Below are 13,010 nucleotides of genomic sequence, written 5' to 3' on the forward strand. Positions count from 1 at the left end.
GTATCGGACACAACCGAATCCGCAGCGGATGATTAGACTTTAGCGCTATCGGACACAGTTGCAGTTGCCCCTATTCGCCGCATTATCACACTTTTAGATTATTAACGGACTCCATAGCAGCTATTGGCATGAAAAGAACCCAATAATGCTCTATTTCTATACAATAGCGTCACTAAAGTCCGAAACCAGCCTCAAAAAACGATAAACCTGCAAATAACGCCATCTGGGTCCGTAGTGGCATCTGATGTTTAGACTACCAGGCTATCGGACAGAGCCGCAGCCACAGCGATTGATTAGAACCCGGCGATGCTGACATGTACCGTTCCTCCCCCAAAAAAACAGAGCAGCGATCTCCAATAAGGAGATTCGCTGCTCTGCTGTTTTTAAGAGGAACTGCTTAAGGTTCAATCAAATACGCGATGATCCGCTGCCGGTTTAGCTAAGGGAGCGCCTATAGCAATCCAAGAGATGACCCCATAGAAATGCGGAGTTTCGCGCAGCCGCACCACTTGAATCACCGCTTCTCCATTGGCCCTGCTCTTTAAGGAAGCATAGAAGTAAGGCTGATTGGTCATGGCAACAAGCACATAACCCGTATGCCCAAAGCTCTCATCAAACGATACGGTCACCTCTACACTCTCTGCATCCCCATTGAACATAAATGCTGTCATTCCAAACTGCTGTAGTGCTTCTCGCTTCCCAGCTGTCTGAATCGGACTGAAGGACAGATGATCTGTATTTACAGAGTTCGGTGCCAGATGAGTCCCGTTTACTGCACCTGGGGAAATATGATATTCCTGAACACTTTCTTCTTCCAGATGGCGGGCTTGAATCGCAAACGAAGAGATTTTGGATGCTACTACCGCTTCATCCTGAAGCTCTGTTGTCCCTACTGCACCTTCTGTCAGATGAGCGGACTCGATGCTGCCTTCCTTCAGCTTAGCTCCGTTGATACTGCCATCCGGGAGCAGTGCTGAGCTGCGCGTTTCATCCGCAAGATGTTCTAATTTGATGATGCCAGGCTGCAAATGCCGATCTGCCACGATCTTGTCAGCAAGATGCTCTCCGTAAACACTCCATGGTTGTAATTGTGAAGAACTCACGGAGCCTTCAGCGAGTTTTTCTTCCGTAATGCTGCCATCCGGTAACAAATCCGCACTGCGTACCTCTTCTGCCAAATGCTTCAGGGTGATGCTGTCCGATCGAATATGGCGTCCATCCACCGCATCCCCGGCCAAATGACCTCCAGAGACGCTGCCTTGGGCCAAATGGAAAGACTGGATCGTCCCGACTTCAATCTTCTCGCCTGTAATACTGCCTTCCGGCAATAAATCAGCGCTGCGCACTTCTTCTGCCAAATGATTCAGAGTAATGCTTCCAGCACGGATATGGCGGCTATCTACCGCATTCCCCCCTAAGTGTCCCCCATAGACACTGCCAGGAGCCAAGTGGTAGGCAGTAATAGATCCACCCTCCAACTTTTTACCGGTAATACTGCCATCCGGCAGCAACTCGGAGCTACGTACCTCATCCGCTAGATGTGCTAGCTTGATCTCGCCTTTTCCAATATGGAGACCTTCTACTGCAGACGGACTCAGATGAGTTCTATCCACACTTCCAGGCACTAGATGAATTGCTTCTACGGAAGCTTCCGCCAGCTTCTCCCCAGTAATGCTTCCGTCTGGCAGCAGCTCGGAGCTACGTACCTCATCCGCCAGATGCGCTAGCTTGATCTCACCTTTTCCAATATGGCGTCCTTCTATTGCAGACGGACTCAGATGAGTTCCCTCCACGCTTTCAGATACAAGGTGATTTGAATTTATGGATGCTTTCGCCAGTTTCTCCCCAGTAATGCTACCGTCTGGCAGCAAATTGGAGCTGCGTGTTTCTTCGGCCAAATGAGCCAGCGTGATCTCACCGTATCGGATATGACGTCCTTCTATTGTGTCCGGACTCAAATGACTGCCATCTACGCTTCCAGGCACCAGATGATTAGAATTTACGGATTCTTCCGCCAACTTCTCCCGAGTGATGCTACCGTCTGGCAGCAAGTCAGCGCTACGTGTTTCTTCGGCCAGATGAGCTAACGTAATCTCACCTTTTCCAATATGGCGCCCTTCGACAGAACCTGAACTTAGATGAACGCCTTCCACACTTCCAGGTACTAGATGATTTGAATTTACGGAAGCATGTGCCAGCTTCACTCCAGAAATACTACCGTCTGGCAGCAATTTAGAGCTGCGTGTTTCTTTTGCCAAATGAGCCAGCGTGATCTCACCATATCGGATATGACGCCCTTCAACTGTGTCTGGGCCTAAATGGTTACCATCCACACTGCCAGGCACTAGATGTATAGAACTTACGGATTCTTCCGCCAGCTTCTCTCTAGTAATACTACCGTCTGGCAGCAGATCAGCGCTTCGGGTTTCATCGGCGAGATGAGCTAGGGTAATCTCACCTTTTCCAATATGACGTCCTTCCACAGAACCTGAACTCAGATGTCCGCCTTCCACACTTCCAAACACCAAATGAATAGAATCTACGGATGCTCCCGCCAGCTTCTTCCCGGTAATACTGCCTTCAGGCAGCAAGTCGGAGGTATATGCATCTGCAGCCAGATGAGCAAGCGTGACCTCACCCGGTAGGATATGTCGACCTTCGACAGAACCCGAATTCAAATGGCTTCCGTTCACACTTCCAGGTAGGAGATGAATGGAATCTACCGATCCTTCTGCCAGCTTCTCCCCAGTTATGCAGCCGTCTGGCAGCAACTCAGAGCTACGTACCTCTTCCGCCAGATGAGCCAGCGTGATCTCACCCGGTAGGATATGACGGCCTTCAATCGTATCGATACACAGATGGCTGCCGTCTACACTACCAGGTGAAAGATGCTGAGAATCCACGGCACCTTTTACCAGCTTAGAGCTATTAATACTGCCCTCTTGGATTTGAACCGCAGAAATAGAATTCGGAAGGATATGACCATTCCCGATAGACAACGGCCGGATATGCGCTCCACTGACACTGCCGGGATTCAAATGTCTACTTTGAACGGCACTTTCGCTTATGGTTTTCGAACTTACAGCATTTACCGACAAATGCTCAGCTTGAACTGCTGACGCCGCCAGTTTACTGGATTCTATGCTGCCGTCTGCAAGCTTAGCCGAAGTGACTGCTAAATCACTGATTTTATCCGTTGAGACACTTTCCGGTGAAAGCTTCAACGAGGTCACTGCATGATCGGCCAGATGATGAGGCTGCACGGCTCCTGCTGCCAGGTGAATTTCTCTCACCGCAGCGGAAGCCAGCTTATCTCCTGAAACTGAGCCCGATTGAATCGCAGCGGAAGTCACACTATTTTCACCAAGATGTCTTCGTTCCACGGCTCCCGTGGCCAAATGATCCTTATTTACCACAGCATCCTGCAATACACGGCCGCTCACACTGGCATCCGCCAGATGTTTTTCCTCCACTGTACAAAAAGCGATATGTTCACCACTGACTACTTCACGCGCAATCGCGCTGCCAATCACTGCACCTGCTGCCAGCTTAGCTGCATTCACACTTCCATCTGCCAACTTGGCTGAAGTAACGCTCTGTGCACGAAGATGCTCCCCACCCACAGATTCTGAAGCCAGCTGTTCTCCAGTCACAGCACCGGAAGATAAATGTTGAGTCTGAATAGCTTCTTCCTTGAGCTGCTCCGAGCCGACCGCTTCCGCAGCTATATGCGAATGATTCACTGCTTCGCGTTCCAGATGAATAGAAGTTATGGCTTGCATAGCAATTTGAGGTCCGCGAATGGCGGATTTAGCAATATGTCTTGTGGTCACTGCTTCGTCTGCCAGCTTATGTGGGAGAATGCTTTGGTCAGCAATTTTGGACGAGGTTACCGCTTGCTCCACTAACTGTGCAGTCCCTACTGCACCCTCAGCCAGCTTTAAAAAAGAGATGCTGCGGTCAGCCAAATGCCGACTCGATATTTCGCCATCACCGATATGATTACCATTCACACTTTCTGGGCTTAAATGGATGCTTCTCACGACATCTGCACCAAGTTGCTTGGAGCCTATGGCTCCATCAGCTAAATGTCCGCCTTCGATAATACCCGTCTGCAGCTGTTCTTTACCGATCAATTTGCTGGCAAGCTGATCAGAACCAATCGCTCCCGGGGCCAGATGTCTGGCGGTTATCAAAGCGTCGCTAAGATGGCGGCCTTCAATGACAGCATCCGCTAGCTTTGAGCTGCTGATTTCACCATCAGCAATTTTATCGCCAGATACCGCTGCATCGGCCAGCTTGGAACGGTCAACACTGCCGTTTGCTAGGTGGCGACTTGTGATGCTGCTGCTTCCTATTTTGTCACTAGTAACGGCTCCATCTTCCAGTAAATCCGCAGTAATAATCAAATCGCTTAAATGGCGGCTCTCAATGGCTTTATCTGCAATTTGACCGCCGCCTATAATCCGATCAGCCAGCTTCTCTGGACTAATACTGCCATTTTTCAGCTTCTCTCCACTGATCGAATGATCCAGCAGCTTACCGCCACTAACGCTTCCTTCTGCTAAATGCTCGCCCACAATCGATTCTGGTGCGATTTTTGCAGAAGTGACTGCCTTGTCCGCGATATTGATACTCTGTACAGCGTAATCTTGCAGCCAAGGTGTACCAATAATGCCGAACTTTAGCTTAGAACCGTCAATGGTACGTGGAGCGATTTTGGCTCCGGTCACCGCTGCATCCGAAAGATCATCTGTATAAACGGGCTGAAAACGTTCTTTCTCTGGAGGAGCGAACCATACGGTTTCAGGAAGATTATCCGCCTGTTTCTGAAGCTGCGCTTCCTCTATAAGCTCCGGCTCCAATTGTAGAACTGGAGTAGAAGTTGGCTCCTCTAGAACGACTTCAGCTATTGCTCCCCCACTTACCTGAACTTCCGCGATCTCTGCTTCACTGACTCCGTCACTGTTATTCCCCGAGCTTCTAGAGCTGCTTTTGGTATCCAGCATACTCAGTTCCTCTTTATTGGGATTATCTACAAAATAGAGTCGTTTCTGTGGACTGCGCGGCTGCTTTTTTTTGGAACCCCTCACAAGCAGTCTCCTCCTTCCATCTAATGTTTCTCCTAGGCATCATATGCAGCGGTATGGGCTTATGACACCCTTTTGCGATGAGGCCTTCATAAGATTATGTATAAAAAAAGGCATCTGCCTTCGCGCATTCGTCCACCCTGACACGCGGGTACAAACATACTATGACAAGAGTAGAAAAAGCAGGGATCATGTAACCGATGAAACAGGAGGAACAAACATGGGGCATAAGCTCGTTGGAATATTACTAAATGCCGATATGCACCGGGGCGTTCCCCGGCTAAAAACAGGACAGGAGTCTCTTGCCAACTATGAAGAGGCCGCGGCGGCATACGGTTTAGTCCCTTGCTTCCTGAAGCTCGCGGACATCGATACGGACACAGGCTTTAGTGCCGCCTATATAAAGGGAGCTAATGGATATAAAAGCGTAGTTGTTCCTACGCCTGCTGTTATCCATAACCGGGCAATATACAGCAAAAACAGCCCTGGGATGCAGCGTCTGCTGAAGCACTATCCCCTGATTTTCAATACATGTAATCGATACGGCAAAGATGAGATCCATCAGCTGCTTGAAAAAAATACGGAGCTTCGCGAATATTTACCCGTAACAACGAGAGTCTCAGGCCTAAAAGAAATGATGAATCTTTATCCCGATCTCATTCTTAAACCTTGCCGTGGAAGTATAGGAAATGGGGTCATGCGGCTGGTCCGCAAGGGAGCTCAGCGTTGGACCTTGAGCTACCTCTCCCCTTCGATGCAGCGCTGGAGAAGTATTCCCGTTAATCCGGCGGCGTTGCCACAAGCGCTTCGCGCACGCCTAACCTCCGTGCCATATCTTGTACAAGAACGTATTCCCCTTGCTGAGATTGGAGGACGTCCCTTTGATCTACGCGTCACCGTTCAGCGCGGCTGGGGAGGAGATTGGCAGGTCACAGGGCTCTTCGCCAAACTGGCTGCCCCCGGGGGCTTTGTCTCCAATATAGCCCGCGGAGGAGAAGCGTTAAGCTCCTCCCTGGCGCTCGAAAAAGCCTTTTCAAGATCCACAGCGGCCCACATCCGTATGTCTGTCGAAATACTTAGCCTTGCAATCGCACGGTGTCTGGAGCAAGACCTTCCCGGACTGGCCGATATCGGACTGGATATAGGCATTACTAAGGACGGACGACTCTTCTTTATAGAATGTAACGGTCGCGACCAACGCTACGGATTTCATAAAGCCGGCCTTACGGAAATTTGGAAAGACAGCTATCGCAGACCTATGGGATACGCGCGTTTTTTAATAGAAACGAACAGTACTGTATATAACAGTTATTGATTTGTCTCCTATTCTATGTCAATATAATGCAGAGCAGAGACGACCCGTATACAACCGTACTGCTGCATTATGGAAGGGAGATGGGCATGGTAAAACAATTGCTACGGCTGATGACCGAGCTATCCTCACACCGGTGGCTTTCACGGTTAATGGGATCTTTTTCTCATAGTAGAATCAGCCGTTTTCTTATCCCGGCATTTATTAAGACTTATCAAATCCCCTCCGCTCAAGCGGAGAAAAATCCTGGAGAATATCTCACTCTTAATGAGTTTTTCAGCCGCCGGCTGAAGCCGGGCATGCGGCCTATTGCAACCGACGCTGACGCTTTGGTTAGTCCCGTAGACGCAACGATTACTGCTATGGGTGACATTAACGCCGGTACGATTATGAATGTAAAAGGGCAGGATTATAAGATCGAGGATCTCCTTAATCACTCCCCGCATCTGGAGCTGTACAAGAAGGGTTTTTTCTTCGTTCTTTATTTGAGTCCTACCGATTATCACCGGATTCACTCTCCCCTTACCGGACAAAAGGTGGAGAGCGATTATATTCGCGGACGGGCCTATCCTGTCAACGATTTCGGAATGCGACATATGAAGGGTGTCCTGAACCGCAACGAACGTCTCATTACGTATATTGCCGGGAGTCACGGAGAAACCGCGGTAGTAAAGGTAGGCGCAATGAACGTCAGCAGTATCCGTTATACGGATGATACAGCTGCCGAGTGGCAAATAGGCGATGATCTGGCTTATTTTGAGTTTGGCTCCACCGTAGTGCTGCTCACGGAAAGCGGTACCTTTACCCCGAGACCCAAGCTTGAGGTCAACTCGAAGGTAAAAATGGGCGAGCTACTGGGAACGTTGCATCGACCTTTGTAGGGAGAGTTAGGCGAATTCCAAGAAAAATTAGAGGGCACCTCAAAAGCCATAAAATGGCTGCTGAGGTCCCTCTAATTTTTGGAACTTAGTGTGGAATCACAGTTACGGACACGAACGCTCTAGCTATCGTCTAGCTATCGTCTAGCCATCGTCTAGCCATCGTCTAGCCATCGTATACCTATCGTTAGCTATCGTTAGCTATCGTTAGCTATCGGACCCAGCTGACCTTATACGCGGCTTTTTCACACATTTGCGATTCTATTGGACACCACCGCAGCTATTGGCTTCAAAAATGCCATATTAGAGTCGATTCTCGGGCAATAGCGACGCTGGAGTCCGAAACTCCGCCCAAATGGCGATAAATGGGCAAATAACGGCTGCTGAGTCCGTAAGCATTTGCAGAGCGTTGGTGGAGGTTGGTCGAAAGTTAGTTAAGGGCTGGCCGAGCGTTAGTCGAGGGCTGGTGGAGCATTGTCAGGATCTACGGAGAGTTGGTGGAACGTTAGCATTCAACGCTATCGGACCAGCTGACCCTTAAACGCGCCATTTTCGCACATTTGCTTGGTCACAAACACACTAATAACAAAAAGGACAGCCCCAAGGCTGTCCTTTTATCTTTTCATGTAACCCACCTATTACTCCTGTTGTGCCTATTTAACCTACTATGCTTGTTCAACCTGCTACGCCCTAATATGCTTATTACACCTATTACGCCTGTTACACTTATATAACCTATTACACCTGTTACGCTTATATAACCTACTACAACTGTTGCGCTTATTTAACCTATACATCCGTTATGCTCAATACACCTGCTACGCCTATACACTTATTACAAGCCAATTACACATGTCCCTGCTTAGCAACATCAAGCGCCTTGGCCGCTACCTGTTCCGGATCTCCTAGATAAAAGCGACTGATAGGATTCATGTCCTCATCCAGTTTGTACACGAGCGGTACTCCTGTAGGAATATTGAGCTCCAGTAATGCCGCTTCATCAATATCCTCCATAAATTTAATCAATGCACGCAGCGTATTGCCGTGGGCTGAGATAAGCACCCGTTCTTTTTTACGCAAAAGAGGTACGATCCGGTTTCCCCAGAAATCGCCTACACGATGTACAGTGTCCTCCAGGCTCTCTCCACGCGGGATATCTCCCGGACGAACACTGCTGTAGCGAATATCGTTTCTGGCATACCTAGGATCATCAAGCTCCAGCAACGGGGGTCTCACCGATAAACTCCGCCGCCAGATGTGCAGCTGCTCATCTCCATATTTTAGCGCTGTCTCGCTTTTACTTAATCCCTGCAATGCCCCGTAATGGCGTTCATTCAATTTCCAAGACTTTTGCACGGGAATCCACAGCAAATCCATCTCATCCAGTATATAGTTAAGAGTTTTAATCGAGCGTTTGAGTACCGAAGCAAAAGCCAGATCAAATGTATACCCAGCGTCCTTCAACAGCTTGCCAGCAGTCTTTGCCTCTTGGATACCCTTCTCCGTTAAATCCGGGTCACTCCAGCCTGTGAACAAATTCTGCACATTGTACTGGCTCTCACCATGACGTATAAGTACGATTTCGTACATTTTCTCTCTCTCCTTCCAACTATGGACCTTATATTTTCTACCGACGAACAACATTATGCGAAACGTATCGCAGAAAGCTCTCATCTTAGTAATAACCCAATCGTAGAAATAAATATCTACTGCTACCTCATAGTTAGGCCTATTAAACATCCTCAAAGGTACGTGAATGAGGCGTGCATGGAGCGTGCATGGAGCGTGCATGGTGTGTGGATATTGTGGTAAATGAGCGTACGCTTCATTGCAGAATGTGCAACAGAAAATCTTAACTTTCACTTGAAAATACATTACATTGTAGTTCGTGCAATAGATTATCGTGATAATCTCTAAAAAGACTGCTTCTCCTGAATTTGAATGTAAGATGTGCCACAGAATTCAAATTCGACTGCTTTTAGACTCAATCTATTGTACAAAATAAAAAGTGAGGCACGATGAAATGCCCATCGGTTACTCTAATCTTCGACTTAAGTTCATTATATATTTCATTTTCTAACAACACAAAAAAACCGGATGCCTCACGGCCCCGGCTATTTATATTTTTAGTCATATCATGCAATTCTATGCTTGCTTGTTCAATTAGAACCAGCTATCCACGACAAAAGCATTCGCCTGCTTTAAGCGTTTTAAGCGGTTTCTAAAAATACCTCCGCCTCCACTCTTACAATCCGTGTTGCAAATTCTGCGTCTGATGATCATGCCAAGAGTCTCCTTCCAAGAAGTTATGTAAATTCTCTGTAAACTAAACTGGAAAGTATTTACCCTTGGTTGAACAAACTGAAACAACAAAAGTGAATCAGCGGATCTCAGATGGACTTTTTCCGGTATATTGCTTGAACTGGCGGCTGAAAAAGAAAATGTCACGATATCCAAGCGCATCTGCTACCTCAGTAACATTCATTCCCGCGTACAGCAGTAAATGCTGAGCACGCTCAATCCGGGCTCGGATGACATAAGACTGCACAGAAGAACCCGTAAGCTCCTTGAACTTAATTGAAAAATACCGCGGTGAAAGCCCCGCACGTGCAGCAAGATCCTCTACTCGATGTGCAATCCCCGGATGTTGGCTCACATAGTTCGCTATTTCGTGAATGATTTCTGTCAAATGGTTGCTAACATAACGTTCTACTGGCTTCACACGGTCCTCCCTCAGCAGATGAATCATCAGCTGCTTCAGTACAAGCTGCCCTTCTTCCTCAGCGGCGTAAGTATCCACCAGAAATAGTCGAACGTACCGAGCAAGCAGATGTTCAAATTCAACGGTTTCTGTAAGCTCACGATAGGGCAGCGGAATATCCGTCACCTCTTCGGAGACATCAAAATGAATATATGTAAGTACAAGTGGCTTTTGCGGATTATGTGTAGCACTTGTATGGTCACCCGGACGAAAAAGGAAGCAGCTTCCCTTGCCTACTTGAAAGGGTTCATCGTTACGCACAACCGTCCCTTCCCCGCTCCATACATAAAATAAATCATAATTTTGCAGCGACTTCTCTCTTTTTTGCCATTTCCAGCCCGGCTCGCATACAATCTTAGCCAGAGCCGGCAAAATAACAAAAGAGGACGGCGATGCATGCAGCATAACGTTCCCTCCTAAAAGTTTTGTTAGCATAACCTACTATAAACTTCTTCGCAAAACTTGCTTCGTAAGCATCCGCTTAGTATTCTCAGCAAATCTGTTCTTTCTGACTTCGCAGTGTCTATATAGTTTTGTTTAGCTTAATCTACTCCGAGTTTCTTCGTCAAAATTCGTAAGCATTCGCTTAGTTTTGCATTTCATCTTCTTTATCATACCTTGTCATGTTGCATTTTGTACATCTTCCCACGCCAGATGCAGGCTTGTTATCCCTTCCTCCAGCTCTGCGGCATTCAGATGGGCAAAAGAAAAACAAGCGGCCGGCGCTCCCGGTGATAGCTGATATAACGCGGCATCTCTAAAATCCGTGCCGCGCCTAAGCGCTGCCGCACGGAAAGCTACAAACTCTTCGCTGCTGCGCAGCCAGCGGGCATATACATGCAAGCCCGCATCACCAGGCAGCAGCTCGAAGAGCTCCTTAAGCCGTTCCGACAGCAGCGTCCTGAGGATGCGTCCGCGTTCACCATAGATGCGTGTCATCCGGCGCAGATGACGGCCATAGCCGCCTGTATTCATGAACCGCGCCAAGGCTCGCTGCTCCAGCAGCCCTACCGGCAAGGGCTCATATAGCGCCTTGGCGGCGATAGTCGGTTTTACCAGAGAGGGCGGAAGCACTGCAAAGCCTAGCCGCAGGCCCGAAAACATCGTGTTTGAAAAGGAGCCCACATATACGACTCGCTCTTCGCGATCCAGTGCTTTTAAGGGCTCGATAGGACGCCCAGCCCAACGGAACTCACTGTCATAATCATCTTCAATAATTACTGCATGATGCCGCTGCGCCCATTCCAACAAGGTTCGGCGTCGTTCCAAAGGCAGTACCACACCCGTAGGAAATTGACGGCTCGGTGTAACAAACAACAACCGGGCATCCCAATCCTCCGGAATAAGACCGTTGCCATCCAGCTTCCCTGCCAGCAATCGGCCTCCGGTGATCTCTACGGCTCGGCGAATCCCGTGAAAGCCCGGGTCCTCAACGACCGCTGAGCCTCCTGCATCCAGCAGCAGCTGCGTCAAAATAACGATGCCTTGCATCGAGCCGCTGAACAATACGATATGCTCTGCATCCGCGCGAATCCCGCGGGTAATCCGCAGATGTGCAGCGATAGCCTTCCGAAGCCCTTCATCGCCTTGAGGTGGACAAGTGCTTTGCAGCAATCCACCTTCCTTCCCTCCAGCATAGGAAAGTGCACTGCGCCATTCGGAGTAAGGAAAATGTTCCATCCGCATACCACTACTCTGGAAGCTCACTACTTTCTTGATAGTCTTTTCATAAAAGGGTATCGGGCGCGCAAGCAGCCGCTTTCCCCACGCGGAGATTGGAATCGTAGTCTCGCTTGCATTATCTCCTCCAGCAGCATCTGCGGCTTCACCCAAAGCCCGATTTTCACCGTCACTGCGACTGGCAGCTGAAGCAAAGCTATCTTCCGATACGAATGTCCCCCGCCCCGTTTCAGTCCTTACATAACCATCAGCGAGCAACATTTCATACACCTGCGAGACCGATCCGCGCGACAGCTGATAGTGCTTAGCAAGACTTCGTGTAGACGGCAGCGAAGTGCCTCCCGGAAGTGTTCCTTCCAAAATTCCTGCGCGGAGCGCGTGATATAACGCTAAATATTTGTAGCGGTGTATCGCCAGATATTGATCGTATGCCAGCGTGATATTCATCGTTATCCTCCTTGACCAGCAAGTGGTCCATTAAAAACTATCTTAATTGGTCCTTTTTAATTGTCAACCACTCTACTATTCTTTAAAGAACATTTACATTGGAGCAGACGCTCTAGACTAAAAAGAAAGAGGACGTGATCCCTATGCGCAGAAAAGAATTTAAAGTAGATCAGGAGGAAGAATTGGTCTCTTTTCTTAACGGAATGAGTTTTGGTTTTCTCGGTACAAGCGATGAACAGGGGCAACCGCGGGTGACACCGCTGAATTTTGTATATACAGATGGTTGTTTCTATTTCCATGGCAGTCATGCTGGTGGCAAAATGAAGTCGATCCGCAATCAGCAGAAGGTCTGCTTTACGGTAGCGGATGAGTATGCTCTTATCCCGTCTTATTTTAGCGATCCTGAGCTGGCCTGCCCAGCAACCGCCTATTTTAAAAGTGTGACCGCCTACGGCACAGCCGAACCTGTTGAAGACATTAGTGAAAAAGCCAGTGTACTCTCCTTATTTATGAAAAAGCTCCAGCCCGAGGGGGGTTATGATTCCATCGATGCAGAGGACCCTAAATATCGTCCCCGTCTAAAGGGAGTCGCCGTTGTGCGCATTACCCCCGATGAGATCACTGCGAAGTTTAAGTTTGGGCAAAACCTAAAAGAAGAAGAGCGCTCCGGCATCATTTCCGGCCTGTCTGAAAGAAATAATCCGCGTGATGAAGAAACGATAGAAATGATGAAAAAATACTGCCCTTTCCACGCCGAATGATATTTTTTTAAAATCGTATCTTTCCAAGTGACGGTTGCAATTGGCGGTGATATAATGTTAGGCAATGTTAACAGTATGTTA

At 48.4% G+C, this 13,010-nt stretch carries 8 protein-coding genes; 4 read left to right on the forward strand and 4 right to left on the reverse strand.

The window, feature by feature from the left end:
- Nucleotides 1–404 precede the first annotated feature (404 nt).
- Nucleotides 405–5,093 carry a WIAG-tail domain gene (locus MHH60_RS23205; protein WP_076134212.1) on the reverse strand — a complete coding sequence of 1,563 codons (4,689 nt, stop codon included), beginning with the start codon at nt 5,091–5,093 and terminating at the stop codon, nt 405–407.
- A 217-nt stretch (nt 5,094–5,310) separates the two neighbouring features.
- On the opposite strand from MHH60_RS23205, the gene MHH60_RS23210 reads away from it, so the two are divergent.
- The 3 genes from MHH60_RS23210 (at nt 5,311) to MHH60_RS23220 (ending at nt 7,821) form a co-directional block, all read left to right on the forward strand.
- Nucleotides 5,311–6,405, forward strand: a complete 1,095-nt coding sequence (locus tag MHH60_RS23210; RefSeq protein WP_076134211.1) for a YheC/YheD family endospore coat-associated protein — start codon at nt 5,311–5,313, stop codon at nt 6,403–6,405.
- 86 nt (nt 6,406–6,491) lie between these two features.
- Nucleotides 6,492–7,283: an archaetidylserine decarboxylase gene (asd, locus tag MHH60_RS23215; protein ID WP_076130450.1), complete on the forward strand. Its 792-nt coding sequence runs from the start codon at nt 6,492–6,494 to the stop codon at nt 7,281–7,283.
- Between the two features lie 352 nt (nt 7,284–7,635).
- Nucleotides 7,636–7,821, forward strand: a complete 186-nt coding sequence (locus MHH60_RS23220; RefSeq protein WP_143766655.1) for a hypothetical protein — start codon at nt 7,636–7,638, stop codon at nt 7,819–7,821.
- 305 nt (nt 7,822–8,126) lie between these two features.
- On the opposite strand, the gene gpmA is transcribed toward MHH60_RS23220, so the two are convergent.
- From gpmA to pdxR, 3 genes are all read right to left on the reverse strand, one after another.
- Entirely contained in the window at nt 8,127–8,870 is a 744-nt protein-coding gene (gene gpmA, locus MHH60_RS23225) for a 2,3-diphosphoglycerate-dependent phosphoglycerate mutase (RefSeq protein ID WP_076134210.1), read from the reverse strand.
- A gap of 790 nt (nt 8,871–9,660) precedes the next feature.
- The gene (locus MHH60_RS23230; RefSeq protein WP_036679782.1) at nt 9,661–10,446 is read right to left on the reverse strand and encodes a helix-turn-helix domain-containing protein; all 786 of its coding nucleotides are present in this window, start codon (nt 10,444–10,446) and stop codon (nt 9,661–9,663) included.
- Between the two features lie 216 nt (nt 10,447–10,662).
- The gene (pdxR, locus tag MHH60_RS23235; RefSeq protein WP_076134209.1) at nt 10,663–12,168 is read right to left on the reverse strand and encodes a MocR-like pyridoxine biosynthesis transcription factor PdxR; all 1,506 of its coding nucleotides are present in this window, start codon (nt 12,166–12,168) and stop codon (nt 10,663–10,665) included.
- Between the two features lie 143 nt (nt 12,169–12,311).
- On the opposite strand from pdxR, the gene MHH60_RS23240 reads away from it, so the two are divergent.
- Nucleotides 12,312–12,929 carry a pyridoxamine 5'-phosphate oxidase family protein gene (locus MHH60_RS23240; protein WP_076134208.1) on the forward strand — a complete coding sequence of 206 codons (618 nt, stop codon included), beginning with the start codon at nt 12,312–12,314 and terminating at the stop codon, nt 12,927–12,929.
- Nucleotides 12,930–13,010: the final 81 nt, after the last annotated feature.

Source organism: Paenibacillus sp. FSL H7-0716 (genome assembly GCF_038002705.1).
GTDB lineage: Bacteria > Bacillota > Bacilli > Paenibacillales > Paenibacillaceae > Paenibacillus_AQ > Paenibacillus_AQ odorifer.

Coding starts and splice junctions, on each gene's coding strand:
- MHH60_RS23210 (WP_076134211.1), top strand. CDS start 5,311: ATGGGGCATAAGCTCGTTGGAATATTACTAAATGCCGATATGCACCGG.
- asd (WP_076130450.1), top strand. CDS start 6,492: ATGGTAAAACAATTGCTACGGCTGATGACCGAGCTATCCTCACACCGG.
- MHH60_RS23220 (WP_143766655.1), top strand. CDS start 7,636: ATGGCGATAAATGGGCAAATAACGGCTGCTGAGTCCGTAAGCATTTGC.
- gpmA (WP_076134210.1), bottom strand. CDS start 8,870: ATGTACGAAATCGTACTTATACGTCATGGTGAGAGCCAGTACAATGTG.
- MHH60_RS23230 (WP_036679782.1), bottom strand. CDS start 10,446: ATGCTGCATGCATCGCCGTCCTCTTTTGTTATTTTGCCGGCTCTGGCT.
- pdxR (WP_076134209.1), bottom strand. CDS start 12,168: ATGAATATCACGCTGGCATACGATCAATATCTGGCGATACACCGCTAC.
- MHH60_RS23240 (WP_076134208.1), top strand. CDS start 12,312: ATGCGCAGAAAAGAATTTAAAGTAGATCAGGAGGAAGAATTGGTCTCT.